28 protein-coding genes are annotated in these 25,604 nt (G+C 38.6%); 19 read left to right on the top strand and 9 right to left on the bottom strand.

All coding sequences use genetic code 11. The features are described 5' to 3' along the window. Positions 1–5 precede the first annotated feature (5 nt). On the top strand, positions 6–1,055 hold the full coding sequence (locus PX700_RS05775) for a DUF2955 domain-containing protein (protein WP_479520147.1): 1,050 nt from the start codon (positions 6–8) through the stop codon (positions 1,053–1,055). Positions 1,056–1,140: 85 nt separating this feature from the next. On the opposite strand, the gene PX700_RS05770 is transcribed toward PX700_RS05775, so the two are convergent. Continuing rightward, on the bottom strand, positions 1,141–2,298 hold the full coding sequence (locus PX700_RS05770; RefSeq protein WP_479520146.1) for a benzoate/H(+) symporter BenE family transporter: 1,158 nt from the start codon (positions 2,296–2,298) through the stop codon (positions 1,141–1,143). Positions 2,299–2,676: 378 nt separating this feature from the next. Here PX700_RS05770 and PX700_RS05765 point away from each other — a divergent pair, with 378 nt between their 5' ends. From PX700_RS05765 to PX700_RS05740, 6 genes are all read left to right on the top strand, one after another. After that, a complete protein-coding gene (locus PX700_RS05765; protein WP_479520145.1) occupies positions 2,677–3,381 on the top strand; it encodes a hypothetical protein in 705 nt (234 codons plus the stop codon). A gap of 121 nt (positions 3,382–3,502) precedes the next feature. After that, positions 3,503–4,246, top strand: coding sequence for a zinc-dependent metalloprotease family protein (locus tag PX700_RS05760; RefSeq protein ID WP_479520144.1), 744 nt, complete (start codon positions 3,503–3,505; stop codon positions 4,244–4,246). A 182-nt stretch (positions 4,247–4,428) separates the two neighbouring features. Continuing rightward, positions 4,429–5,745 carry a DUF5666 domain-containing protein gene (locus tag PX700_RS05755; protein ID WP_479520143.1) on the top strand — a complete coding sequence of 439 codons (1,317 nt, stop codon included), beginning with the start codon at positions 4,429–4,431 and terminating at the stop codon, positions 5,743–5,745. Positions 5,746–5,857: 112 nt separating this feature from the next. Then, positions 5,858–6,391, top strand: a complete 534-nt coding sequence (locus PX700_RS05750) for a hypothetical protein (RefSeq protein WP_479520142.1) — start codon at positions 5,858–5,860, stop codon at positions 6,389–6,391. Then, positions 6,391–7,083, top strand: coding sequence for a response regulator transcription factor (locus PX700_RS05745; protein ID WP_479520141.1), 693 nt, complete (start codon positions 6,391–6,393; stop codon positions 7,081–7,083). The genes PX700_RS05750 and PX700_RS05745 overlap by 1 nt, the downstream gene beginning before the upstream one ends. Next, complete coding sequence (locus PX700_RS05740; protein WP_479520140.1) at positions 7,073–8,410, top strand: sensor histidine kinase; 1,338 nt, start codon at positions 7,073–7,075, stop codon at positions 8,408–8,410. The genes PX700_RS05745 and PX700_RS05740 overlap by 11 nt, the downstream gene beginning before the upstream one ends. A gap of 65 nt (positions 8,411–8,475) precedes the next feature. Here the strand turns inward: PX700_RS05740 and PX700_RS05735 are convergent, their stop codons facing one another. Further along, positions 8,476–9,696 carry an alkaline phosphatase family protein gene (locus PX700_RS05735; RefSeq protein ID WP_479520139.1) on the bottom strand — a complete coding sequence of 407 codons (1,221 nt, stop codon included), beginning with the start codon at positions 9,694–9,696 and terminating at the stop codon, positions 8,476–8,478. Positions 9,697–9,881: 185 nt separating this feature from the next. On the opposite strand from PX700_RS05735, the gene dgt reads away from it, so the two are divergent. Beyond that, complete coding sequence (gene dgt / locus PX700_RS05730; RefSeq protein WP_479520138.1) at positions 9,882–11,348, top strand: dGTPase; 1,467 nt, start codon at positions 9,882–9,884, stop codon at positions 11,346–11,348. Between the two features lie 83 nt (positions 11,349–11,431). Next, positions 11,432–13,096 (top strand): cell surface protein, encoded by a 1,665-nt coding sequence (locus tag PX700_RS05725; RefSeq protein WP_479520137.1) that lies wholly within the window; start codon positions 11,432–11,434, stop codon positions 13,094–13,096. Between the two features lie 338 nt (positions 13,097–13,434). Here PX700_RS05725 and PX700_RS05720 read toward each other — a convergent pair whose 3' ends face one another. From PX700_RS05720 to PX700_RS05710, 3 genes are all read right to left on the bottom strand, one after another. After that, entirely contained in the window at positions 13,435–14,160 is a 726-nt protein-coding gene (locus tag PX700_RS05720; protein WP_415636877.1) for an HNH endonuclease, read from the bottom strand. A 256-nt stretch (positions 14,161–14,416) separates the two neighbouring features. Next, positions 14,417–14,998 (bottom strand): uracil-DNA glycosylase family protein, encoded by a 582-nt coding sequence (locus PX700_RS05715; protein ID WP_479520136.1) that lies wholly within the window; start codon positions 14,996–14,998, stop codon positions 14,417–14,419. Between the two features lie 150 nt (positions 14,999–15,148). Continuing rightward, positions 15,149–15,508: a VOC family protein gene (locus tag PX700_RS05710; protein WP_479520250.1), complete on the bottom strand. Its 360-nt coding sequence runs from the start codon at positions 15,506–15,508 to the stop codon at positions 15,149–15,151. Between the two features lie 483 nt (positions 15,509–15,991). Here PX700_RS05710 and PX700_RS05705 point away from each other — a divergent pair, with 483 nt between their 5' ends. The 3 genes from PX700_RS05705 to PX700_RS05695 are packed head-to-tail and all read left to right on the top strand — an operon-like array spanning position 15,992 to position 18,263. Beyond that, positions 15,992–16,333, top strand: a complete 342-nt coding sequence (locus tag PX700_RS05705; protein ID WP_479520135.1) for a hypothetical protein — start codon at positions 15,992–15,994, stop codon at positions 16,331–16,333. Beyond that, a complete protein-coding gene (locus PX700_RS05700) occupies positions 16,330–17,931 on the top strand; it encodes a PepSY-associated TM helix domain-containing protein (RefSeq protein ID WP_479520134.1) in 1,602 nt (533 codons plus the stop codon). The genes PX700_RS05705 and PX700_RS05700 overlap by 4 nt, the downstream gene beginning before the upstream one ends. Continuing rightward, positions 17,928–18,263, top strand: coding sequence for a DUF3325 domain-containing protein (locus PX700_RS05695; RefSeq protein WP_479520133.1), 336 nt, complete (start codon positions 17,928–17,930; stop codon positions 18,261–18,263). Before PX700_RS05700 ends, PX700_RS05695 begins: the two co-directional genes overlap by 4 nt. Positions 18,264–18,485: 222 nt before the next feature. Here PX700_RS05695 and PX700_RS05690 read toward each other — a convergent pair whose 3' ends face one another. Beyond that, positions 18,486–19,016, bottom strand: coding sequence for a lipocalin family protein (locus PX700_RS05690; RefSeq protein ID WP_479520132.1), 531 nt, complete (start codon positions 19,014–19,016; stop codon positions 18,486–18,488). 97 nt (positions 19,017–19,113) lie between these two features. Between PX700_RS05690 and PX700_RS05685 the strand changes: the two genes are divergently transcribed. The 5 genes from PX700_RS05685 (at position 19,114) to PX700_RS05665 (ending at position 22,102) form a co-directional block, all read left to right on the top strand. Further along, positions 19,114–19,569 (top strand): YaiI/YqxD family protein, encoded by a 456-nt coding sequence (locus PX700_RS05685; RefSeq protein ID WP_165727905.1) that lies wholly within the window; start codon positions 19,114–19,116, stop codon positions 19,567–19,569. A 1-nt stretch (position 19,570) separates the two neighbouring features. Further along, entirely contained in the window at positions 19,571–20,134 is a 564-nt protein-coding gene (locus tag PX700_RS05680) for a DUF6942 family protein (protein WP_479520131.1), read from the top strand. Between the two features lie 218 nt (positions 20,135–20,352). After that, complete coding sequence (locus PX700_RS05675) at positions 20,353–20,745, top strand: ACT domain-containing protein (protein WP_479520130.1); 393 nt, start codon at positions 20,353–20,355, stop codon at positions 20,743–20,745. A 115-nt stretch (positions 20,746–20,860) separates the two neighbouring features. After that, a complete protein-coding gene (locus PX700_RS05670; protein WP_479520129.1) occupies positions 20,861–21,415 on the top strand; it encodes a hypothetical protein in 555 nt (184 codons plus the stop codon). Between the two features lie 180 nt (positions 21,416–21,595). Then, complete coding sequence (locus tag PX700_RS05665) at positions 21,596–22,102, top strand: hypothetical protein (protein WP_479520128.1); 507 nt, start codon at positions 21,596–21,598, stop codon at positions 22,100–22,102. A gap of 330 nt (positions 22,103–22,432) precedes the next feature. Here the strand turns inward: PX700_RS05665 and PX700_RS05660 are convergent, their stop codons facing one another. Together PX700_RS05660 and PX700_RS05655 are read right to left on the bottom strand one after the other, a co-directional pair. Continuing rightward, entirely contained in the window at positions 22,433–22,888 is a 456-nt protein-coding gene (locus tag PX700_RS05660) for a hypothetical protein (RefSeq protein ID WP_479520127.1), read from the bottom strand. 127 nt (positions 22,889–23,015) lie between these two features. Next, a complete protein-coding gene (locus PX700_RS05655; RefSeq protein WP_479520126.1) occupies positions 23,016–23,897 on the bottom strand; it encodes a LysR family transcriptional regulator in 882 nt (293 codons plus the stop codon). Positions 23,898–24,048: 151 nt separating this feature from the next. Between PX700_RS05655 and PX700_RS05650 the strand changes: the two genes are divergently transcribed. Further along, positions 24,049–24,654, top strand: a complete 606-nt coding sequence (locus tag PX700_RS05650) for a short chain dehydrogenase (protein WP_479520125.1) — start codon at positions 24,049–24,051, stop codon at positions 24,652–24,654. A 99-nt stretch (positions 24,655–24,753) separates the two neighbouring features. Continuing rightward, positions 24,754–24,924: a hypothetical protein gene (locus PX700_RS05645; RefSeq protein ID WP_479520124.1), complete on the top strand. Its 171-nt coding sequence runs from the start codon at positions 24,754–24,756 to the stop codon at positions 24,922–24,924. Positions 24,925–24,933: 9 nt separating this feature from the next. Here the strand turns inward: PX700_RS05645 and PX700_RS05640 are convergent, their stop codons facing one another. Then, positions 24,934–25,590, bottom strand: a complete 657-nt coding sequence (locus PX700_RS05640) for a class I SAM-dependent methyltransferase (protein ID WP_479520123.1) — start codon at positions 25,588–25,590, stop codon at positions 24,934–24,936. Positions 25,591–25,604: the final 14 nt, after the last annotated feature.

Raw genomic sequence — 25,604 nt, 5'->3', positions numbered from 1 at the left:
ATCTTATGACTCAAGTTGTTAGCCAAGGGCCACAATTAGACTCAAATGGTCTGCGTCAAGCGCTGCGCATTGCAGGCGGTTGCACTCTTGGCTTTGCTATAAATAAGCTTATGAATTGGCCTTATGGCATCTTTTTTACGGTTTATCCTATGCTGCTATTAGGGTTAGTCCCTACATTAAGCAGAAGCGTTGTGCGTCAATTTTTTGCAGCTGCTGGTTTTAGTGCCTTTGTAGTGTTAATTATACAGGGATTATTTTCGCATTTGCCTGTAATAATGGGGCTACTAGTATTTGGCGCATTTTGTCTTTTATTTTATAAAATGAGTACCGGAGGTGCATTTTTATTTGGCGCGTTAGGGGTTGTTGGGTTATCTGTGCAACTACACTTTTCAAGCTATGTTACCGGCACTGGTAGTGTATATCCGCTTATTTTAAGTAATGGGTATGCGACGTTATTATCTGTAATACTCGCTGTTTTAATGCACGCTGTATTTCCTGATGTTACAGCTCGCCCAGCGCGTGCAATGCCCTCAAAAGCAAAAGAAAGTATTCGCCATGAAGTGTTGCTTTGCTCTACGGTGGCAACACTCTCGTTTGTGGTTTTTCAGGTTTTAGATTTACAAGATTCTATTTCGGCGCAAGCTGCATCTGTGCTTATTTTATTTTCGTTATGTTGGAAAGCGGCTGGAATGGCTGGTTGGTATCGTGCTATTGGTACTCTTATTGGGTGTAACATAGCGCTTTTATCACAGCTAGTTTTGTATAATAATTCTGACTTTTTACTTTTTCCTGTATTAATTTTGTGGATCTTATCGTTTGTTTTTTCGCGTTATCATATTTTAGGAGGCGGCGCGCCGGGTATTGGTTTTGGTGTGTTAACTACCTTTGGTATTTTATTTGGGCAATCACTTGGTCCTGGGCAAGATATTATTTACAGTGCCTTATACCGTTTTAGTTCGGTATCTGTAGCGATTATTTTAAGTTTATGTGCGGTATACGTTATGCACCATTTTCTTAATCGGTTTAGCATAACTCGCCATCATACTTATGATTAGATAAACCCTGTTTTGTAAAACTAAAGGCTGCAGTTACAGCCTTTAATTTTATTTTTTAAACCTTATTTTTAAAGCAATAGTCACCTTAGTCTTTTCGGGTGATCATTACCGTAAATACACCTGCTATAATCCCCCAAAAAGCAGACCCCACAGAGAGCAATGTTAAGTTAGATGCAGTTACTAAAAAAGTGACTATTGCGGCCTCAGTATATTCAGTACTACCAAGGGCTTGCTGCAAACTATTAGCAATAGTGCCAAATAGCGCAATGCCCGCCAAAGCTAAAATAAGTGCCTGTGGTAAACTTGCTACCAACCCAACTAATGAAGCTGCGCACAGCGCCATTAAAATATAAAACACACCACCGGCAATACTTGCCCAATAACGTTTGTCAGGATTTTTATCAGCCTCATCACTCATACAAATAGCTGCAGTAATAGCGGCTAAATTAATAGAGTACGCGCCAAATGGCGCTGTGAATATATTCACAAAACCAGTCACGTTTAAGGTAACCGATATAGGCGCTTTATATTTATGCGCTTTTAAAACAGCAATGCCCGGTAAATTTTGCGAAGTCATGGTAACTATATAAAGAGGGAAACCTATGCTAATACATGCCTGCAAGTGAAATACAGGTTCAATATAAGTAAATTCACTCATTTTCCAGTGCAGTGCACTGGTATCAATATGGCCCATTTGCCAAGCAAGTAGTACACCTATAATAAGTACACTTAACATTGCAAAACGAGCAAAAAAGCGTTTACCAATAAAGTACATAACAACCATTAAGCCAATCACTAACGGCATGTCGTTCATAAAATTAAACACGTCTATGCCAAAGGTAACAAGTACACCTGCCAACATGGCACACGCAAGCTCACTTGGAATACGGTTCATTATTTTTTCAAACCAGCCCGTCACCCCCGACAAAAACACCAGCAATGCGCTAAGCATAAATGCGCCAATGGCCTCATTTAAGTTATAGCCCTGCGCACTTGAAATAAGTAATGCCGCTCCGGTGGTAGACCACGCAATTAAAATAGGTACTTTGTAATAGTACGATAAGCCAATTGACGTTATACCCATTACTAAACCGAGCATTAAAATCCAACTAGCCACTAAATCTGGCGTACCGCCAAGGGTTATCACTACCTGATAAATCAGTGCAATAGAACTAGAAAAACCAATAATGACAGCCACAAGTCCTGCTGTAATTCGGTTAAGCAACTGATCAGACACCTTCATAAATTCCTCGTAATGCATTTATGCAGCACACAACATACGTGCCCGATAATTACATTGCAATTAGCGATTGGTTTACAAAAGGTGAAATAAATTCACTTTTTATTTTTCATTGTAATTAACGTTAATAAGTCACTTTTAACCATTGTATTTAACTAAACAAACAAGTACCCACAAACGCGCCAAACCCCGTATAAACCCTACAAATAACCAATACTAAAAAGAGTAAAAAACATGCCAAAAATAAATATCCCTATACTTTATAAGGAATTATGATATTTATGATTAATCCTTTTCGGTTACATTTATTATCTTGATCTAATCTATTTAATAATATAAAACGTAACAAATAGTTAACCAAAAACACTAAAAGAGAAACGAATGAAGAGATCTGTCGTCTTACTAATTGCTATACCATTATCGGCATTTGCAGTTTATGGGCTATTTTTTGATACAGATAAAGCGGTAGAGCCTATAGCGCCCGTTGCAATTGATTTTGTTCCTATTGATTTACAAAAAACACGCAATACACACGCCCCAGCCCCTATTGATATGAGCAAAGATCCAATTACTGTTAAACACATTGTTACCCCTGACAACAACTTACCGTTTGAAGAATTTGATGCCGTAAATCGCCTATCCGACAAAGCAAAGCAAGTGCTTATAAACGCAAAAGTTTTACCTACCGACTTACATAACGAAGCCTATATTGAGTTTGATTTAAATTCTTTGCAGGCGTTAGAGACTGGCGAAAACTTTGATTTAGCTATTCCTCAAACAGCCGAAACATTCACCGCCGAAGTGACTAATGTGGTTGAATCTGAAAATGGCGATAAGAGCATATTTGGCAAAATAGTGGGTGTTGATGGGCGTATGCACAATACTGTTTTAACAGTAGGTAAAGATGCCGTATATGGCCAATTTACTGCGCCCTCTGGCAACTATGTATTCGAAAGTAAAGGTAAATACGGATGGATTGCAGCAAAGCGCGATTTATACAAAAGCCATATAGAGCATGAAGTAACAGCCCCAAAACCCAAATCAGATAAAAACATCGATATATTTGCACCAAAAATTGATGGCTAACCAAAAAATATAAAAAACAACCAAAGCCGCACTATAGGGCAGCGTTAGTGTGTCTGCTTTTCAGACAACCAAGCAAATTAAAAACAAGTTCCAACCACAACAAGAGTAAGGAAATACAACAATGAAAAAAGTAATTACTACAACCGCACTGGCTGCGGCATTATGTGCAGCAAGTATTGCTCAAGCAGAAACCATCGATATCGGTATTTTGTATACCGATCAATCAGCGGCTGCAACTAGCAATATTGATACTAAAATCAATCAACTAATTGCCTTTAGTAACCAGGTATATAGCCAAAATGGCGTTGATATAACACTACGCTTAGCTGGTAAGCAAAACCTAGGTGACTACGCAGTAACGCCGTCTGAAGATTGGTTAGATTCAATTACAAATAGTAGCTACGTAGATGGTTTGCGCAGCGATTGGAAAGCCGACATGGTTGCCGTATTAGGCACTGGTCAAAGTGCTGGTAATGGGCTTATTTCATGTGGTTTAGCATGGGTTGGTCAAGGTACTAATGGCAACCTATACAGCTCAATGAGCAGTCGTATGTACTCAATTACCGCTATTGATTGTGGTGCAACTACCTTCGTACACGAACTTGGTCATAACCAAGGTTTAGCGCATTCACGCAAACAAGGTGATACGTCTGGTGGTGTATATGTTGATGGTATGGGCCATGGCGTACAAAATGAGTTTGCAAGTATTATGGCTTACCCGCACGTTTACGGTAGCGCAACTCAGTACGATTACTTCTCGAATCCTAATTGGAGCGTAAACGGTATTGCATTTGGTATTACAAACCAAGCGCATGCAATTCGCACGGTTACTGCGACAAAAACAAGTATTGCTAACTTTAAATAAGCTGCCCAATAAAAATGTGGGTTAAATAGCTCGCTTTAAAGTTTTAACATGTTCTTCCCTGCAGAGCGCTTACGCGCTCTTTTTTATAACATTAACAAAAATTAATGTTCTGTCCACCTTCTTGATATACATGGTTAAGTATACTGGCTCCATCAACAATAGTTATTAACTTGGAGTTCCCTATGACCAACCAATCAATTAAAAATACAGCAAAACTAATCTCATTAAGTGCTATTACACTTGCGTTAAGCGCATGCGGAAGTAGTTCGTCAAAAAACGACAGCAACGAGCTAGCTGCTACAGCTAACTTACCAAGTGTGATCATTGGGCAAGTAACAGGTGTAACGTCGGATTCAATAACCGTGAACGATCATACTATTACAGCAAGTTCAGCTGAGATAGAAGTAGATGGCAATAACGCTACCCTTGCAAACATCAAACAAGGCATGATGGTAGAAGTAGAAACAAATGGTACAAGCGCAACCGAAATAGAGTATGACCCTGTATTTAAAGGCCCTATTAATATACAAAATGGCCAGGTGAGTATTGCAGGTGTGACGCTTAGTAACTTAAACAGCAGCGACTTTAGTCAAGGGCAATTATTTGAAATTAGTGGCTACAGTCATTCATTAAACTCATTAACGGTTACCTACCAAGCCCCTATTACTAACAGCCAATCAGAGCTTGAAGTGCAAGGCAGTATCACCAATTTAAACCAGCAGTTGCGCACATTTAATTTAGGTGATTTAGTTATTAACTACCAACAAGCTGATATAGACGGCACGCTGAGTAATGGTCAACTTGTTGAGGTTGAAGGTTTTTATAATAATGCAATATTTACCGCAACCGAGGTTGATGCAGAGCAAAGCCTTAGTTTCACCGATAATATAGACACCGAACTTGAAGGCGTAATCACCTTTGTAAATAACAATATGAGCTTAATAACACTAAACTCGCAGTGGCAAGTTAGCATTAATGATCAAACTCAATTTGAAGATGGCACCACCGCTAATCTTGTTGTTGGTCAAGTTGTTGAGGTCGATGGTGTATGGCAGCAAGCCAACAATAAATTACTCGCTCAAGAAATAGAATTTGAATCAACAAACATCAACTCAAATACAACTAATCAGCAGTTTTCGGTAGCCGGCGTTGTTAGTTACGAGCAAAATATAGCGACAATAAATGGCATTGAATTTACATTTAATAGCCAAACTGTATTTGAAGATGGATTATCGGTTAATACCCTTGATGGTCAGTGGGTTGAGCTTGAAGGCACTTATAACAATGAGCAAAACAGCGTAAGCGAAGTTGAACTAGAAGACGATACAAGTGAGATTAACTTAACCGGCTTAGTGTCAGCAAATCAAAATCAGCAAGCAACACTTTGGGGTTACATAAGTGAAGATAACTCATTAACGCAATATTTAAATCAAACGGTAGAATTAGAATGCCAATGGGTTGCAAGCAACCAAGTAAGAGCATGCGTTTTAGATGACTAATCCCCATAAGCAATATAAAGCGCTGATATAAAGAATAAATCATACGACTAAATAAATGTGTTTAGCCCTCTTATTTGGTAGGCTAAACACATTCAAACAAGAGCATACTTACATGAAACATTTTTTTTTGAGCGCCTTATTTTTTTTCAGCGGGTTATGCCATGCAAGCAGCTCTGCAATTTTTGACAAACTTAATAATGCAAACGAGCCATCACCACAAAGTATTTTAAAAAATATAGAAACCGAATACCTAAATACAGCCGTTATTGTAGAGTTTGAGCTAGAGTTCGAAAAAGGACAAACCACCTACGAGGTAACACTTTTTGAGCAAAAACATAATCGCTTTATTGAATTATTAGTTGATGTAAAAGGTAAACTAATTGAACTTGAATATGCCCCGCCAGAGCTTGATGAAGACGACGAAGTAGCAGCCGCTAAATTAATGCGTAAAAAAGATTACCGCATGTATCAACTTGTCGAGTCGTTAGATTCAACGCAAACACAATACTTAATAGAAGCTCAACTTGAGCAAGATATGGGCGTAACTTATATGGTTGCCACGTTTGTATCGTTAAAAGGGCGTCATAAAAAAGCCATTGACCTTGCCACAGGTAAAAACCTACCACTACTGCGTTGGGGCAATTAATGAAATTACTTTTGGTTGAAGACGACAAACAAAACCGCGAGTTTTTATACAAAGCCTTTAGCGAGCTAGGCTACACCGTAGATACCGCACAAGACGGCCAACAAGCATTATTAATTGCTACATGCGAAGAACACGACGTTATTGTATTAGATAGAATGCTACCAAAGTTAGATGGTTTGCAAGTACTTGCTGCACTTAGAGCAACAGGTAAAACAACACCTGTACTAATACTCTCGGCGCTTGATAAAGTAGACGACCGAGTTGCAGGGCTAAAAGCCGGTGGAGACGACTACCTTATAAAACCCTTTGCCTTTTCAGAATTAGCCATTCGTGTAGAAAACATAATTAAGCGCCCTTTTCATAACCAACCACCGCAAACCGCATTAAGTTTAGCAAACGTAAACCTCGATTTTCGTCATCATAAAGCAGATGTAGCTGGGCAAACACTTAACTTACAACCTAAAGAATTTAAACTTTTACACTTTTTGCTCGATCATAAAAACAAACTCGTTACGCGCACTTTGTTGTTTGAGTCGGTATGGGAATATAATTTTGATCCTGGCACAAATGTAATAGATGTACACATAGCAAGGTTACGTAAAAAACTATCATTGCTTGGTGCAAAAGTACAAATAGAAACAATACGAGGCGTTGGCTACCGATTACAAGTAGAGCAAAATAATGATTGCTAACAGCAACCTTTGGCAACAATTTAACCCGCGTTTTAGTTCTGTATGGCGACTTACACTCGCCTTTGCCACTATTACATCAATTGTTTTAGTGCTGTGCGTTGTACTTATATATCAGCTGTTATTAGGCGAGCAAACACGCCAAGTAGAAAGGCGCTTAAACGCCGAGCAAGTACGCATTGAAGGACTCGCGAATGAGTTTGATAAAACGTCTTTTTTTCAGCAATTAGCGGTATTTCGTAACGAAGGCGATATTTTAATATTTTGGCAAAGCGATGATGAGCAATTTCAACAATTAAGTTTTTTACCAAACGACATACCAAAGCTGCCTAACACGCTTGAATTTCCGGTACTCGACACGCAACGAGGGCAAATTAGATTACTTACTACCGGTATTGTGAATACTCAACATGGCAATGTTGTTATTGCCACAGCCACCGAGCATTTAAGTCGCTTAATTACTGAATTTAAAACCATTGCAACGTGGGCTTGCTTGGTCAGTTTGTTACTTACCTGTGTGTTTGGCTATATTTTTGCGCGCAGGCATTTAAGACGTGTAAATTATTTTAATGATGTAGTAGAACAAGTTCAAAAAGGTGATTTGTCGGCGCGAGTAATACATAAACAACAAGGCGATGAGTTTGTAAAACTAGCCAAACACATTAATACCATGCTCGACACCATCGAAGAAAACTTTGCCTTAGTGCAAGGCATTACCGATAACATAGCGCACGATTTAAAAACCCCACTTACTCGATTGCGCTTGCAACTAGAGCGCCAAGTAGTGCAACAACCAGAGCTTGGGCTTGAAATAGAGCAGCTTGATACCGTATTACATACCTTTGATGCCATGCTTAAATTGACTCGCCTTGAGCACGGGCAATTTCCGTTAAAGTTAGAGCCTATAAACTGCCAAACACTTATTAACGATCTAATAGAAATACTAGAGCCAAGTGCACAGCAAAATCAGCAGCATATAAGTGTAATTAATCAGGGTAACTTAGTACTTCAAGGCGACAAAAACCTACTTTTTCAGGCTTTATTTAACCTAATCGAAAACGCTATAAAATATGCAGGTAATGGCGCAGCGATACATATTACACTTACCAGTAATCATATAAATATTAGCGATAATGGCAACGGCGTAAAAACCGCGCAATTATCACAACTCACCAAGCGTTTTTATAGAGGCGATCCGGCGAGGCAAAAAGAAGGGTTTGGATTAGGCTTGGCAACCGTAAAAGCAATATGCGAACGCCATCAACTTGTGCTTACTTTGCAAAGCGACGAGCTCGGTTTTACTAGTGCTATAAGTAAGGGGAGAGAGTAAATAACTAATCGATTAAACATAAAAAGCGGCTAAGTAGCCGCTTTGAACATCACAATAAAAACTACTTAGTGAACAACTATTTTTTGCTTAATTGCTGGCATTAATGTTTTACCATCGCCATCTACTTTGTTTAATAATTTTAGCCCCATCACCTTTGCAAGTACTGGGTAAATATCAAGGTTACTTACTTCCTTAAGGCTTACACCTTGCTTAAACGCAGGACCAACCGCAATAAATGATGCTGCCATATCATCAGTATATGCATAACCGTGAGTGCCTAAATAGGTTGGCTTTTTACCATTAGTAAATACCGCTGGCGCTGTAGTTTGCACCACAATATCGCCTACACGCGTACCTTTATTGTAATGGTACGCTGCTAATTGCTCGTCAGTTAATACTGTATAACGACCGTTTGACGCATCTCGTAAACGCGCTTTGTAACCTTCAATATCAGCGTTTTTAGCATCAGGCTGAGTATAAATAAGTAAACGTGGGCCTGTATTTTTAACTAAAAAGTTTTCATCTTCAGGGAGTGTGGTTACATCAATACTTTTATCTGGATCTATACTCGCCATACCGTGATCCGACACAATAACTAAGTTTACTTCTTGCTCTAATTTACTTAAGCGAGCTTGTAATTGTCCCATTAATTCATCAAGTTGTTTAACAGCATCACGTGTTTGTGGTGCGTCTGGCCCAAACTCATGGCCCATGCTGTCAACTAGCGAAAAGTAACTCGCAATAAAACGCGGGCGCTGTGCTTTAGGTAAACTTAACCACTGAAGAATTTGATCAACACGGTTTTGGTAATCGCTGTATTTAGAATAGTGATAAAAATAATCTGGTGTCATGCCGTTAAAGCGCGCATCCGACTCAGGCCAAAAATAAGTAGCTGATTTAAGCCCCTGCATTTTTGCTAAATTCCAAAGCGGAATACCCTTTACCCATGTGCTATCGCCCAATGCTTTGCCCATGCTGTAACAGTCGTTTTTACGCGCTTTATCACAAAAGTTATTATCTACAATGCCATGATTTACCGGCAATAAGCCCGTAATAATAGAAATATGATTAGGAAATGTTTTAGTTGGATAAACAGGTATTAGCTTTTGTGCGCGAACACCGCGCTCCGCCATTGCTTTTAAATTTGGCGCGCCGTGTTTTTCAATATAATCCCAACGCAGGCCATCAATTGATATAAGCACCACTGTTTGCTCTTTTGCAGCAAACGCATTGTTCATCCCTAATAATAGGCAAATTGAGACTGCCTTTAAAATCCACTGCTTCATTATAAACACCTATAAATGCACAACAATTACTCAAAAAATTATTTTAAAGCAAGTTGTTACTTTATGATACAAACTGATAGATTAAACCCTGTATATTAAAGACGAATAACAGCCGGTTACAAAAACGAATGACGATGTGCTAAAAATTATGCCAGTCATCAATGTAAACAAGGATAAAAACAAAGATGACCATAGATTTTAGTAAAAAAATAACGCCAGCACGTATGTATCGCACCACCTCTAACTTACAGATGGCGCTTGAAAGCGACCGCGGCCGTATTATTAACAGTGCCGCTATTCGCAGGCTGCAGCAAAAAACTCAAGTGTTTCCACTTGAACGCAATGCAGCCGTACGCTCGCGCCTTACCCATTCGCTTGAAGTACAACAAGTTGGCCGTTTTATAGTGCAACGTATTTTTGCCAACTTAAATTATCAACAACAAAAAGATTACGGCTTAACCGACCTAGAACGCCCGCTAGAAAGCCTAGTAGAAATGGCCTGCCTAATGCACGACATAGGCAACCCACCCTTTGGACATTTTGGCGAAGCGGCTATTAACCACTGGTTTAATAATAACCTAGTAAGCGTAACACCCGAGCGCTGTAAAGAGCCAAACACTGGTATAGGTGTTGTATTTAAACACCTCGCGCTTGATATTTGTAACTTTGAAGGCAACGCCCAAGGCATACGTATAATTCATTCTTTGCAAACGCTTAATTTAACGTATAGCCAAAGTGCCGGTATTTTAAAATACACCCGCCCAGCAGGGCTTGATACAAAAGATATTCCGCAAAATAAAAATTACTTAATGAAAAAAGTAGGTTACTACTACAGCGAAAAAGCCTTTGTTGAAGCACTCCAAAATGAGCTCACTATTGAGCCTTACTGCCGCCATCCGGCAAGTTATATTATGGAAGCCGCCGACGACATTTCGTACTGCTTAGCCGACATAGAAGACGCCGTTGAAAAAGACATAATAAGCACCGAGCAATTATGCCAAGCTCTTAAAAGCCATTATAAAAAAGCATTAATAAACCTAACAATAGACGATACAGAACATCTAAACTTTGTAGATAAAGCCGTAGATTACGCGCTCGATCGCGCCAAAGCACAGCCATATAATTTTAACAGTGAGTTTTTTATCTACCTACGCGTAGCACTTTTACACCCATTGGTTAATCATGCTGCTAAGCGCTTTATCGAAAATATAGAGTCTATTTATCATGGCGATTTTAACCACGCACTTTTAGAAGACAGAAGCCACTTACACGCTGTAACCAAAACGCTAAAACAGGTGGCGCTTGAGCATGTTTTTTCAAATAAAGAAGTCGAAAAACTAGAGCTACAAGGCTATCGAATAATCAACGGCTTACTCGATTGCTACAAACCACTACTGCAATTAAACAGCGATGACTTTAAGCGCGCACTCAATGGCGACTCACGCCTGTTAATAGAGTCGCGCCTTGTTAAAAAGCTCTCTAAAAAACATTTAAATAGCTACCAACACGCAATAGATGCCATGCAAGAAGAGCCCGATCACTTTGCTGCATACGAGTTTTATTATCGTTGTAGATTAATCCAAGATTATATAAGCGGTATGACCGACCAATTTGCTTACGATGAATATCGCAGTTTAATGGTCATTGATTAGTGGTACTTAAGTTAACTTGCTCTAGATAATTTTTAATTTTGCGCTTAAAATCAAACTATTAATATTTAAGCGCACATAACTTTATGATATCAAAATTAATTAGATTTACCCTTTGCTTTGCCTTATTTTATAGTGCGCAAAGTGCTGCATACAACGAAGCTATGTGCATTTTAATTAAACAAGAAATGCAGCAAAATAGTAATAATAAAGCGAGTCAAAAATATCGTAAGGCAGTGCGTGATTACAAAAATAACTGTAATAAGCCAAAAGAGATTCAAGCACAACCTAAACCACAAGTAATAGAGCCTGAGCCCACTATTGTTATTCAGCCACAAACTAAAATTGTTGAACCTACCCCCGTTATTGAACCTACTGAAGAAGCTGTTAAAGAAAGCATCAACGAGCAAACGCTTAATTTAACTAATGATCAAAAACAACAAATAAACGATCAGCTAAATACCAACAGTAACGAAATAGTAATTGATGCAGAGCCAACAAAAGCAGCACCTGAGCAAGTAATTACAGGGCAAAAAAACGAAGCAACAGTAGAGCAAGTAAAACCGGCGACGCCAGAGCAAAACGTTCAACCTACGCCTGTAAAGCCAGCACCTGTGTTAACTAAACCAGCGCCAGTAATTGCGCCACAACCTGTAGCACAGAGCCCAAGCTCGTTACTTTTACCCACTTTAATACTTGTTATAGTGGTACTTATTGGCGCTATGGTAGTCGTGCGCCTGCGCCGTGCAAAGCAAAGTAAAGCAACGGCAGCACCCGTTATCGTGGCTCAACCTGAAGTTAAATCAGAAAAAATTACTACGCCAGCTAAAGCGGAAATTAAAACAACTGCACCTGTAAAAACAACAGAAGAGATTGATGCTGAGCCTGCTGAAATTAATAAAGTAACCCAAGTAGATAAGATAGTTGAAAGCAACATAGCAGCAAACAAAGAGTCAGAGCCTACGGATATGGCGCAAAATGTTGATGCTGATGTTGATGTTAAAAGTACAGCTACACCAAGTACAAATGAGCCAAACACCTTAACAACTCAAGCGCAAGCAAGCGAAAGTGAGCCTACACCTCTTAACCCAACTGATATCTCAGAGCAAGCAAGCGGAGCTACATTTAACAAAGTAAAACAAAAACCTGAGCCTAACACTGCCGAGTTTGAAGCCGCCGCTAAAACAACCTTAGAGCGTATTAAAAATGCCAGCAGCTTTAATGAGCCAGAGGTACGCGACTTTGATCCCGATGCAAAGCCAGTAAAAAAACAACGTAAACACCATGCAGCCCAAATAACGGAGCATGAGCCAATAGAGGCCGAACATAACACTGTAGAGCCAGTTATTAGCACTCCTGAGCCAGTAACAGCGAGTGAACCGGTTGTAGATTTACATACGCCAGAGCAAATATCTGACGCTCAATCGACTTTGTATACAACTGAGCAAGATTTTAAAGAACCAGAAGTGCGTACATTTAATCCAAACGCACCATTACCTGGTGAAAAGCCAATGCCTAAAAAAGAAGACGCGATACCTGAGCAAGCACAAACAGCACAGCAAATTGATGAGCCACAAAATGACCCTAAAAAAGCAGACAGTAGCAACCCATTTGCTAACTTATCGCTAGATTCAAGTTGGGATCCTGACTCGACTGAAAAGCCAAAAATAGAAGAGAAAAAACGCGCCCCTAAATCGCAAGCATTGATAGATGCAGAAGAGCGCGCTAAAAATATGCAAACCAAAGAGTAAATTTACTGTAGCGCCTTACAAAGTAAGGCGCTGTTTTAGTAACTAAATAATTAACTGCTTTTTCACCCCGTATTACTTATTACCTTTGTGCCATCCTTAAATGCGCTTTAGCAATTAGAAGCTTCGCTTCTCGCGCGAGCAATCTCAGCGCCTACCGTAACGTTTTAGCTTGCGAGCCAAGCTTATAACTTGTTTATGTGGTGGGCGTAGCTCGTAAATCATTAAGGCCATTTAGAAAGTAGTATGAGACCCATCTTAATTTTTAAGTATTTGGAGTGGATGTCCTCCTAACCCTCCTCCTAACCCATGACCTGCCTCAGAGCATTTTATTAGCTACTTTATATCCCGAAATGCAATTCTCGATGGCAATTAGGGCAAAGTGCAATAGTATTTTCTAAAACATCTAATCCTCCATGACCTAATTGTTTTTTATGGTGCACTTCAAGGTAGGGAGTATTGTCTTTGGCGCGTAAGAACGGCGCTTTTTTATTACATCTTTCACAAGTACCATTTGCAGTATTTAACCGCTCAGCTACAACATGCTGATTACGTTGATAGACAGTTGAGCTTACCAATATTTTTTTTGGAATAGGATTACTAGCTCTTATTTTGTTCAATCTCTCATAACTTGTTAACTTAAGAGATTCCGCAACACTTTGCTCAAGTTGCTGATAAATAGAATCGGTTGTTAAATTTTGTTCTATGCCTTTTAAATAGTAATTTGCAATTTTTCTCATTGATAAAGCATTGGTTTTATAATGCGACTCCCAATATTCAATATGTTTATACAGCGCATTTAATGCATTTTCTTGGCGCTCTATGGAAAAATCTGTAGTTATACTGCTCATAAAAAAATCCATCGCACTACTACTCATTGCCCTTTGAAAAACCCTTCCTTCCATCAAACATTTAAAACAATTTATAAAATCACCAGCACTCGCTTTATTTAAATGATAGGTGTTAGATAATAATTCAATACCTTCAGCTCTTTTTATCTTTTTGGAAAAAATATTTTTACTCACTTGATAAGCCGCCGAAATTTGCTCTGCTGTAACTTTTGCCAATTCACTCTCCAAAATAAAAATAACGTTGACACTCTCTCTTACTTTTTCAAAATAATTAGAAAGGATGCCATCCTAATTCTAATGTTTTCACCCCGTATTACTCACACTCTTGTGCCACCCTGAAATGCGCTTTAGCAATTAGAAACTTCGCTTCTCGCGCGAGCAAGCTCTGCGCCTACCATAACGTTTGAGCTTGAGAGTCTTTATAGGCAAAATAATGTAACACCCACCCTAATTTTTATTCTAGGTCAGAGTTTTATTTATTTAAAATAGTCGCTATTCGCTTATCAAGTTCTGGTAGTACGTCTTGTTCAAACCATGGATTCTTTTTAAGCCAAATATTATTACGCGGACTGGGGTGTGGAAGCACTAAATAATTTGGCCAATACTCACGCCACGATTTTACCAACTCAGTAAGTGGCATTTTTTTAGTGTCTGGTAAGTGATACGCCTGCGCGTATTTACCAAGCACTATTGTCAGCTCAATATTTGGTAGTGCAGCTAATAATTGCTCACGCCATGCCGGTGCACATTCTTTTCTAGGTGGTAAATCACCCGACTTACCCCTACCCGGATAGCAAAAGCCCATTGGCAAAATGGCTATATTATTGGCGTTATAAAACTCATCACGTGTTAGCCCAAGCCATTCTCGTAGCCGGTTGCCGCTTGCATCGTTAAATGGCACTCCGGTTTCGTGAACTTTTATACCAGGTGCTTGGCCCGCAATTAAAATACGTGCGTTTGGGCTAAATTGTATTACTGGGCGAGCACCCAAAGGTAAATGAGGTTCACAGATCACGCATTTACTAACTTGATCCATTAATTGGTGACTATTCATGTTTATTTGGCCTTAAATGCTTAATATTCATCCTAAATGGCCATTTAGGATAAATGAGTTGGTAAAAAATCGGTTTATTTTAATTAAAACGAGCGTTAGTTAGTAAAATCGTGATCTTTAAACTAAATCGAGCTACACCCCTCATAAAACCTAATGCTTGTCTGCCCATACAGCAAACTCGTTCCCGCTTGGCTCTGCAAAATGAAACCGACAACCACCCGGAAATTCAAAAATAGGCTTTAATATTGTGCCGCCATGCAGTTCTATTTTTTTGTAGGTAACGTGAATGTCGTTACTATAAAAAACTAAGAGCGCAGCCCCGTTTTGAGTAAGCGATTTAAGCGGTGCGTTAAAAAATCCACCATCGAGCCCTTGGCCGCTAAACGCCGTGTATTCTGGGCCGTAGTCAGTAAACTGCCAATTAAATACATGACTAAAAAAAGCTTTAGTAGCAGGTAAGTCACATGCAGGAAGCTCAACGTAATTTAGTTTTTCGTGATCACTCTTTATTTTTACTCTTTATTTTTACTCAGTTTATTAACCTTAAGCTTTACATACAGTCTGTGCAATATCATTAAATAATAACAGATCAGTATTTTACTAGGGTCTGTTGATCTTTGCGGATTAAAATTTGTTCAAACTAGGGGTTATTTAATCGCGGCGCGAGATTTGTAACCTAGTGGGCTAAGTCAAAACCGAGCAACAAAGAGTAAATAGCCCCTAGGAAGAACCCTTTGGGCAGCGCCTGTTTGGCATTAATGCTACGTTATCGCCTATTTATGGGGAATAACCACACTGTATAGGCTCTGCCTTGCCTAAATACCAAACAGACTGCTGCAAATTTAACCTTGAAAGATCAACAGACCCTAAGTAAGGTGAAATAATTTACTTGAATATTAATATTACAAATGAGAATAGCTATCTTTTGTATTTGTAACATATATAATAGCGCCTCTGTTTTGTCCTCAGCTTTAAATAAAGGATTAATTAACTATGCAGGCACCTTTGCACAGTGCGTCATTCGATAAAATTAACGTGATTGCGCTTATAGTAAAAAGCGTAAGCAGTTATCGAGTTTTGATATTTTTACGGTTTTTTATTGCCATCATTGGTGGCTATGCCTTTACGTCTGCAAGTACTGCTTTATTGTGCTTTTTAATGCCAATAGCTAAGCAAGACGCAGTACTGTTTAGTGTTTCAATCAGTATTTTAATTTATGCCGTCGTATTTATTTATGCCTTTAGCGTTAAATCATTTAAAACAGTGTGGATCAGTATTTTACTAAGTACAGGTATTTTCGCCGGGTTGCTTGCGTTGCTAAAGGATTGGGTATGAAAGACAGCTTTTTCAGATCAATGACTTGGTTACACACTTGGGTTGGATTACTTGTTTGTTGGTTATTATATTTAATATTTTTTGCCGGAACACTTAGCTTTTTTAGAGACGAAATAACGTTATGGAATCAACCTGCCATACATAATGTGCAAGCCCAAACACAGCGTATAGAAGCACAAAAACAACAAATAATTACCGGATTTGATTACCTAGCAAACCATGGGGCTAACTCACCAAGCTGGCGTATTACGTTGCCCGAGCCGCGTATTCCTTACCTAGTTTATGGCTATGCAAAACCAAAAGAACCTGGCCAGCGCCGCAGTCAATTTAAAAACACCCAGCTAAACCCTAATACTATGCAAGAGCTTGAGCCCTTTGTAGATACTAAAGGCGGTAACTTTTTTTACCGATTGCATTTTGACCTACATTATATGGATGCAATAACAGCGCGTTGGGTTATATGCTTTGCTAGCTTTTTTATGCTGATTGCCATTATATCGGGCGTGGTTATTCATAAACGTATTTTTAAAGATATGTTTAGCTTTAGGCGTAACAAAGGTAGCCGCACGTGGTTAGATGCCCACAATTTAAGCTCTGTGCTTGCCCTTCCTTTTCATTTAATGATTACTTACACGGGCATGATTACGCTCATATTTATGTTGTTCCCCTACCCTGCGCAAACAGCTTACGATAACGGTATGCGTGGCTTTTTTAACGATGTAACCCCTCGTAACACCATGACCGATAAAGCCAAAGGCGAATCATCAATGGTGCCGATTCAAAGTATTTTAGATCAGGTTTATACTAAGTGGCCTCATGCAGATATTACCCGTGTACAAGTTAACCAACCCAATATGGCAGCTTCAACAATTACCGTATTAGTAAGCGCAGGTAAAACACTACGAGACCAAGCACCACGCTTAATATTTAGTGGTGCTACAGGGCAAATGGTCGCTAAAACTGATGACGAACTAACTAATAGCAAAGCGCTTTACGAGTCACTAAATTCAATGCATACAGGCAGATTAGCTACGTGGTTATTGCGCTGGTTATACGTATTAGGTGGTATTGCAGGCTGTGTAATGATTGGCTCTGGTTGCATAATGTGGGCTAAACGAATTCGCGAGCGAACTAAAAATAACGCTAAACCTTCGTTTGGTTTAAAACTAGTTGAAGGGTTAAACCTAGCCACGATTATGGGATTACCTCTGGCAACGTGTGCATTTTTTATTGCTAACAGACTACTTAACCCAACTACCGCAGAGCGCGCCGATAAAGAAATACTCGCGTTCTTTTTAACATGGTTAGCAGTGGCTGTTATTGCCCTTTTAAAGCGCGATACACTGCAATGGCGAGTTATGGCTGCTATAAATACTGTTGCATGCTTAAGCGTACCGGTTATTAATGCCCTTACAACCAACGGTAATATAGTTAGCTATTTGATGCACAAACAGTGGGCTTTATTTACTTTTGATGCACTGTTTTTATTGTTTAGTATATTGTTTTTTATACAAACCGAAAAATTACGTACTGCTAAAAACACCTCAAAAATAATTAGCCCTAACCAATCTGATAATCTTAAAAGGCAAAAATCATGATTGATTTACTTGGTTTTAGCCTGTGTTTGTTTGGTTTTAATGGTTTTGCACTGGCTAAGTTTAATCATTTTAAAGATGTATTTAAAAAACGCCCTACAGAATTACAAAGTAAAAGCCTTCTATTTATTGCTTGGATCAGTATTTTACTAAGCTTAGTACTTTGCGTAGCAACTCAAAGTGGTTATGGCGCATTACTTTTTTGTGGGTTTATGTCGCTAAGTGTACTGATTATAGTGGTTTTTTATAATTTTTTAATAGGTTACGTAAAGTGGTTTAGTGTTTTAAGCGCCTTATTAATTGTACTTAGCGGGCAATTTTTAGCGTTAAACTAGCCTTAGTTAGTAAAAACGTGATCCGTTATTTTCCCATAGATTAGGCAAAAAAAATGGCAAGCTATATAGCTTGCCAACAATAGGGGATATTCAGTGTTCCTAATACTTACTGTCTCACTGTAAGTGCTAGCAATATAGCGTTTATATATTTAAGTTACTTTACAGTTAGATGACGTTTTTATTACCACTTTAAAAGCGCGTACAGCTAACTGTAAACCCCCTTTACATACTCTCTTGATTTACCCAAATAATCTGATCGGTAGCAAAGCCCAACTCTTTCGCTTTAGTTAAAAAGTGCTCTTTAAGCTCTTTGCTAACCGTTGGTGTACGCGACAAGAACCACAAGTAATCTTTGTTGTAACTGGTTATAAAAGCATATTGGTAATCGCCTTGGTCAAGCTCAAAAATCACGTAAGCGCCATAAAATGGACCAAAAAACGAGACTTTAAAATGCCCTGTATCTGTGTTTTCAACAAACTTAGCTAAGCCCTCAGCTTCATCCCACTTTTGCTCTTCAGTTAAATAGCCTTTGTTAAGGACCTTTACTGAGCCATCGTCGTTAATAGAATACGTAGCGGTAACTTGCTCCATACCTTCTTCAAATGAGTGATTGAGCCGCGCTATTTCAAACCATTTGCCTTTATACTTTTGTATATCAAAGTTTTTAACGGGTGTTATTCCCTCAGGAGGGCTGGTACAAGCACTAAGAAAAAATAGCCCAGTAATAAGTAAACCGTATTTTATAGCCTTCATGTAAGCTCCTTTTCAATTATGTAATTTATACTATTTCACAAGAATAATATTTGCTATAGGATCGTCTTAATTCTAAAGCAATAAAAATGACCATAGCATGAAAATTTGGGTAGATGCAGACGCGTGTCCTGTCGTTATAAAAGAAATACTTTTTAGAGCTGCAGAGCGTATGAAAATCGACACTATTTTAGTGGCTAATCACGCAATGCGTATTCCGCCGTCAAAATACATAAGCCGTGTTCAAGTATCGTCAGGCTTTGATGTAGCCGATGACGAAATAGTGAAACGTATTGAAAAAGGCGATTTAGTTATTACTGGCGATATACCGCTAGCAAGTGAAGTAATTGATAACGGTGGGCAGGCGCTCAACCCGCGTGGCGAGCTTTACACCACGGAGAATATTCGCTCAATACTTAACGTACGCGACTTTATGGATACCATGCGCTCAAGTGGCGTAGAAATGAGTGGCGGGCCGCCTCCGCTTAGCCAAACCGACCGTCAAAATTTTGCTAATAATCTCGATCGTATTTTAGCGCAAAACAAGGCTAACTAACTTGAACACACAATTAGTTGGCTTAGGCGATACGCAATTTAGCGTAGCAGTGTACATAGCAAAAGCGCCACCAATGCCGTTTTTTGAAACACTTAATAGTATTGAACCTGTAGTAAATGAACAAATAAATACCATAAACCAGCACTGTGGTAATGGTTGGCGAAAAGTATTTAACGTATACGCCAAAGTATTGTTTGCTCTACCAAGTGAGCATTATTCATTTGCAAAACAAGCGCCTACTTGGCAGCAATATCGCGATGAGTTTTTACTGCAAAAAAGTAGTAAAACCGCCCTGCTATTTAGCGCGCCTAACTTTACTCTTACTGGAACGGATAAAGCTTCAAATAATAAAAACCAGTTACACATAATTGCTGGGCGTACGCACGCTAAAAGCTTACTCCAACAAGGTAAGCTTAATGCGCAATTTGAGTGGCTCGACGACGAATTTGCAATAGATACAGCCAACAATATTATAGTATGCCCGTATTTTGATTACAGGCAGCTAAGTAATATAAAAATAGCGCGCTTAAGCGAGCTAGTAGCGCAGCTAAAAATGACTAAATAACCTGAACTCTGGATAATAAATCTATCTCAAGCAGCTATTTTCAGCGCTAACTGCGTTGAATTTACTTGCAATAGGCCAGCTATTGACGCGTAAATTCGCCTTGCTTTCACTGAAAATCTCTGGCTAGAGAAAATAAATTTAAATATCAAAATAATTCAATGTGTGAGTAAATATCTTAACCAGAGTTCAGGTTAAATAACACATTGTAAGAAACGACCATGGCCGGAATTTTAGAGTTAAACCAATTATTAAAATCAATGCAGCCAGAGCTTAAGCAAGGCGAGTATATTTTTTGTTGCTTGGCAGGAAAGCTCGCTGATTATATTCATTTAGAGCCACTTGCTACTTATGTAGAAGAAGAAGGGCTAACTCTTATATTAAAAGCTGAAACCGCCGACAAAGCAGGTATTACCTTTGAGAGTAAATATAATTTAATTACTCTTAACGTGCATTCGAGCCTTGAGGCAGTCGGTTTAACCGCTGCGGTATCGGCTAAATTAACCGAGCATAATATTAGTGCCAATGTAGTAGCAGCGTTTTATCACGACCATATTTTTGTACAAACAGATAAAGCACAAGCCGCTATGAAAGCACTTGGTGAGATTGGTTAAGGGTAATTGATATGATAACGAAATTACATTATCAATTTTGTCTAATTGTGTGTGGTTGATTTATTTTATTTAATCAAGTACCTTATTTGGAAATAATTTTTTAAAGGAATAAAAAATGTCTTTCTCTATAAATAATCTTCCATATAATTTACCAAGTAATTTAAATGAGCAACTAAGAATATTAGCGAATATAGTTGATATCCCCTACTCTTTTGTTAAAGATGGTGGCGAAGATGAGGTGGAAGCAATTTGCGGTGCAATGCTCTACAGGCACCTCGATAGACATCAAAGAATGGAAGTAATGACTAAAATTCGTGCTTTACCTAATCGAGCACTAACCGGTAAATTGATTTCTGTTGCAATAGAACCAACTTTTATTAATAAAGATTTAGGTATATGGTCATTTACTGAGGAAGAGTTAATCGCCGATAAATACTTTCATAGTCAAATAGATACTTTTGCATCATATGTCGGTGTAGGTGCATCAGTACTTAGTGGCAAAGATCTATTAAAACAAGTTTGGAAGCAGCGAAAAATAACTCGGGGAGGAGTTGTAACTCTCGTTATATGGGGGACTGTGTTGTTTAACAAAAGCGAACTTGCCAAAGTCAATGACGAGATAAAACGTCGCAGTTCTATTAGAACAATCTCACTCAAACCAGTGCAATGAAAGTCTTAATTAAGCATGTAGCCATCACGTTCATATCTACGGCTTTAATGATATTATTATGGGAGAAAGCTACGACTAGTGAATATGAAGGCTACGTATTTTTTGGCTCGTTACTGTTTATATTTGCTTATTTAAACTTTCTATCTTTTTCAAAGAAAAAATATTTATCGAAACTTTAATATGAAAAAAAACATTATTGCACTTATGCTTCTTTTATTTACATTAATTATCGTCTCTCCTTTTGCTTCGGCAGAGTGCAAATTCGAAAGTTTTAATAAGCCAATCTATTCAAAAATAGTTAACATAGGTGGTTTTGACTCTAATTTAAGTGTATGGGTATTGAGTAAAGAGCGATTAGAAAAATCGGATATAAACTATAGCGATGAGCCCTATAGTATTTATGAGAGCTTACTCGATGCTTACCAGAAAGATACATTAGAGACAATGTTGTTTTATAAGACTGAAATTATGTACGAACATAGCACTTTTGAAAGTAGCCGAAAAATAATTAAAGCAGAATTTCCTGAAAGTACTAATTTAGATGTTTTTTTTATCGAAATAGATAGCAATAGCGGAGATTACTTAATGAAAACCCTTATAACTAGTAATATAGGGGTTAATAAGTTAAACGCTTTTAAAGAAGCTCTTGTTAACCGGTCGGAGGATATTTTTGATGTTTGTAAATAAGCAAAAAATTAAAATGATTCTACTTAATTCACTTATTTACTCACTGATATTCATCGCAATTTTTTTTAACTGGGAGTTTTCAAGCGAAGACACAAGAGCTGCTATGTTTTACGGTTTAATAACTATATTTCCAATAATTTCATTACGTTCCATATTTATTATACATAAGACTGGTAAATAATTAAGCAATATTTAATATTTCACTTCGAATATTAAGTTTATTTTACCCTGAATAGGGTAAAACGTTGCTAAATAATTTAGCAACCAATAATGAAAAACATAAAGAGTTTATCGTCCAGTGTAATTTTACTGTGGGGAAAACTCGGTATGTTAATTGGCTGCAAAATGTACCCTCTTGCTATTAGTACAATTCTGATAGGCTACTGGCTCAAGTTTTACTTTATCGCCTGCAACTACAACTACACATTGAGCGTTTTTATTGAGTTTTTGTTTTTGAATTACAGTAAACTCGCCTTCGTTTGCAGCGTATAAATTATATTGATACGCATCGTTACCGCCTTCAAATAATGCGGTAAATAGTCCTCCAACTAACCCACCGATTATTGCTCCGCCTACCATTTCTTCGGTGTTACCATCTAAATTATCTACAAAGCCAAATCCGGCGCCTGCTGCTATGCCTGTACCCACTTCTGATGAAAGTGTTACACGTTGCATAGATTCTACCGAGGCGTAATAGCGTTTAATTATTTGATTTTGATTGTTACGGTCAACACCTTGTGATGCGCAACCCGAGAGGAGTAATACCACTATAAGATACTTTTTCATGCTGATTTCCCTTTTAATCATTTTAATAGGGAAATAATAAGTATCAGAGCATAAAAAATATGTGAGAACTTTGTTTGTATCTGTCAGAAGTTGTAAGCGTGTGTAGTGAAATTAAACACACACTTTTTCACTCAACAATCAGCTTCGATACTACCCATTTATGAAGCGGGTTTTTATTGTAGCGCGGATGCCATGCGGCTATTACGTCAAACGGCGCAGGTAACTGTAGCAGCTCTATTTTTACTAGCTCTGAGCTTACTGCGCGTGAGGGTAAAAATGCAATAGAGTCGGTTGTTTCTAGGTACATCGGCACAATAGAAAAACACGGTGCCGACACCACTACGTTACGGGTTAAATCAAAGCTTTTAAACCAATCGTCAATAGACCCTTTAAAATTTGGACGCGAAGGCGAGGCAATAATACTTGGATAACTGGCGATTTCAGCAAGGCTTGGCTTAGTTCCTGCTATTGATGAATTCGGCGAGGTAACGCAAATATGTTGCTCTTCAAACAATTTAATAATGGGATAAGTACTTGGGATATAGTCAGGAAATGCAATAGCAAGGTTTACTTTGCCGCTTTCCATTAAATCGTGCAGGCTGTCTATCTCGAAGTCTCTTATTATAAGCTTTAAATTTGGCGCTTGTGCCCGGAGTACTTTAACTAATGCTGGTAAAACGACTTGCTGTGCGTAGTCGGTAGCGGCTATTACAAACTCATCATTAACTGTTTTTGGGTCAAATATTTTAGGTGCTAATAATGCCTGAAAGTCGTTTAATAGTTTGTCTATATCTACCGATAGCTCTTCAGCGTAGGGCGTGGGCACAAAGCCATTGGTTTTTCTTAAAAACAAATGATCGTCAAATACATCACGTAGCTTTTTTAGTTGCTCACTCACTGCTTGTTGGGTTAAGCCCAATTTACTCGCTGCTTTTGAGGCATTTTTTTCGCGAATGAGCGCTTGGAAAATACGTAATTGTTTTATATCTAATCGGTCTAACTTGCTCATGCTGCTGCCAGTGTTATTTAGTAATAATATTTAACTTACCACATAACCAAATTATCTTGTATCTCTTACATAAAAGGGTTGTTTCTAATTGTTGAGATACCCCCTTACTATGCTCCTACACACTAAAGTGAACAGATGATTGGAGCAAACAATGAAAACAGTAATATTAATAGGCGCACTAGGAAAAATGGGTCAAGCGGCATTAACCGGTTTATCTAAGCATAAAGTAATTACAGCGGGTCGTTCGGGCGATGTGGATCATATTGTTGATATTACCAGCGAGCAATCAATTACTGAGCTGTATGAAAAAGTAGGCCATTTTGATGCCGTAGTTAATACCGTAGGTTTATGTGAGTACGAAACGTTTGCAGATATGAGCGAAGCCCAGTGGATGAGCACTATTATGAGCAAAATGATGGGGCAAATTAACCTTGTACGCATTGGTCAAAAGTACATTGCCGATGGCGGCTCATTTACGCTAATTAGCGGTATTTTAAACGTTAAACCTATTCCGTTTGCGATTGCCGATGCAACAACTAGCGGCGCAATAGATACGTTTGCAAAATGCGTATCGCTTGAAATGCCACGCGGCACTCGCATTAATGTGGTTAACCCTACCGTACTTGAAGAAGCATGGGACGTATACGGCGAGATGATGCCAGGTTTTCAACCAGTACCAGGCAAGCTTGTAGGTAAAGCGTTTGAGCGTTCGGTTGATGGCTTTATTACAGGCGAAGTTATTTTTGTAGATGCATAACTACCCGCCATATTGGTGAGAGATGCTAGCAAACTAATAAGCGCTTTGTATTTACAGTAACTGCAAAGCGCTTTAAAACATATTTTAATAGGTGATGAAATGAAAAAATTAATACCCGTATTTGCTATATTATTGGCTGCAGGTTGTGCCAATGTAGCGCCAAGCTCGCAATATGTTAGCGAGCCAGGAGCTAATTCTGATAAAGAATGTAAAACGATACCGCGCCATAAGCACACAGTTCAGTGGTGTAAGCCACATTCATCTAAATAGATAGATAAATTAAACTACATACCCACTAAAACCTAGCGCTTTAAAATACAGCTTTGGAATACCAAATTTGCACTCATTTAGCAGTTCGCTAAAGCGCATTCTATCGAGTGGGTAAAACTCATTTTCTAGGTCGTGTCCCATTTGTGTTTTACCGGTTTCGGTTAAACCTAATTGCGCACATGTGGTAAGTTGGGCTTCGCGCTCAAACGTCGTTTCGGGGCGCATTAAATCAGCAATATAAAGGAGTGCATCTTTTTTAAGATTGCCCTTCATTGCTTTTAATAGCTGCTTTTTATCGCCATTGTCTTGTACAAAATGCATCACTAATAAACATAAAATGGCATCAGCTTTAACCGATAATTTATCAACAGGACCATTGTGAATCGTTACGCGACTAGTTATGCCCTGCTCATCAAATTGCTGCTGTGCGATAGCAAGCATGTCGGCTGATGTATCTTGCGCGGTAAATTGCCATGTTGGGTTTAATGCAGCCAGTGCGAGCACTTCTTTACCTGTGCCTGCCCCTACTACTAGAACATGTGCATTGTCGCTTAGCGTTGCTTGTAGCTGTGCGTTAGTTAGTTGGTGTAATAACTCATAACCTGGGACTAAACGAGTAATGCGGCTATCGTATTGTGTTGCTTGTTCGCCTGTAAATGTTGGCATTTTTAAACTCCCTA

Source organism: Pseudoalteromonas sp. TP27, from assembly GCF_056470645.1.
Note: the sequence above shows the minus strand (reverse complement) of the source record. Positions and strands in the feature narration are given on the sequence as shown.

Coding starts and splice junctions, on each gene's coding strand:
- PX700_RS05775 (WP_479520147.1), top strand. CDS start 6: ATGACTCAAGTTGTTAGCCAAGGGCCACAATTAGACTCAAATGGTCTG.
- PX700_RS05770 (WP_479520146.1), bottom strand. CDS start 2,298: ATGAAGGTGTCTGATCAGTTGCTTAACCGAATTACAGCAGGACTTGTG.
- PX700_RS05765 (WP_479520145.1), top strand. CDS start 2,677: ATGAAGAGATCTGTCGTCTTACTAATTGCTATACCATTATCGGCATTT.
- PX700_RS05760 (WP_479520144.1), top strand. CDS start 3,503: ATGAAAAAAGTAATTACTACAACCGCACTGGCTGCGGCATTATGTGCA.
- PX700_RS05755 (WP_479520143.1), top strand. CDS start 4,429: ATGACCAACCAATCAATTAAAAATACAGCAAAACTAATCTCATTAAGT.
- PX700_RS05750 (WP_479520142.1), top strand. CDS start 5,858: ATGAAACATTTTTTTTTGAGCGCCTTATTTTTTTTCAGCGGGTTATGC.
- PX700_RS05745 (WP_479520141.1), top strand. CDS start 6,391: ATGAAATTACTTTTGGTTGAAGACGACAAACAAAACCGCGAGTTTTTA.
- PX700_RS05740 (WP_479520140.1), top strand. CDS start 7,073: ATGATTGCTAACAGCAACCTTTGGCAACAATTTAACCCGCGTTTTAGT.
- PX700_RS05735 (WP_479520139.1), bottom strand. CDS start 9,696: ATGAAGCAGTGGATTTTAAAGGCAGTCTCAATTTGCCTATTATTAGGG.
- dgt (WP_479520138.1), top strand. CDS start 9,882: ATGACCATAGATTTTAGTAAAAAAATAACGCCAGCACGTATGTATCGC.
- PX700_RS05725 (WP_479520137.1), top strand. CDS start 11,432: ATGATATCAAAATTAATTAGATTTACCCTTTGCTTTGCCTTATTTTAT.
- PX700_RS05715 (WP_479520136.1), bottom strand. CDS start 14,998: ATGAATAGTCACCAATTAATGGATCAAGTTAGTAAATGCGTGATCTGT.
- PX700_RS05705 (WP_479520135.1), top strand. CDS start 15,992: ATGCAGGCACCTTTGCACAGTGCGTCATTCGATAAAATTAACGTGATT.
- PX700_RS05700 (WP_479520134.1), top strand. CDS start 16,330: ATGAAAGACAGCTTTTTCAGATCAATGACTTGGTTACACACTTGGGTT.
- PX700_RS05695 (WP_479520133.1), top strand. CDS start 17,928: ATGATTGATTTACTTGGTTTTAGCCTGTGTTTGTTTGGTTTTAATGGT.
- PX700_RS05690 (WP_479520132.1), bottom strand. CDS start 19,016: ATGAAGGCTATAAAATACGGTTTACTTATTACTGGGCTATTTTTTCTT.
- PX700_RS05685 (WP_165727905.1), top strand. CDS start 19,114: ATGAAAATTTGGGTAGATGCAGACGCGTGTCCTGTCGTTATAAAAGAA.
- PX700_RS05675 (WP_479520130.1), top strand. CDS start 20,353: ATGGCCGGAATTTTAGAGTTAAACCAATTATTAAAATCAATGCAGCCA.
- PX700_RS05670 (WP_479520129.1), top strand. CDS start 20,861: ATGTCTTTCTCTATAAATAATCTTCCATATAATTTACCAAGTAATTTA.
- PX700_RS05665 (WP_479520128.1), top strand. CDS start 21,596: ATGAAAAAAAACATTATTGCACTTATGCTTCTTTTATTTACATTAATT.
- PX700_RS05660 (WP_479520127.1), bottom strand. CDS start 22,888: ATGAAAAAGTATCTTATAGTGGTATTACTCCTCTCGGGTTGCGCATCA.
- PX700_RS05655 (WP_479520126.1), bottom strand. CDS start 23,897: ATGAGCAAGTTAGACCGATTAGATATAAAACAATTACGTATTTTCCAA.
- PX700_RS05650 (WP_479520125.1), top strand. CDS start 24,049: ATGAAAACAGTAATATTAATAGGCGCACTAGGAAAAATGGGTCAAGCG.
- PX700_RS05645 (WP_479520124.1), top strand. CDS start 24,754: ATGAAAAAATTAATACCCGTATTTGCTATATTATTGGCTGCAGGTTGT.
- PX700_RS05640 (WP_479520123.1), bottom strand. CDS start 25,590: ATGCCAACATTTACAGGCGAACAAGCAACACAATACGATAGCCGCATT.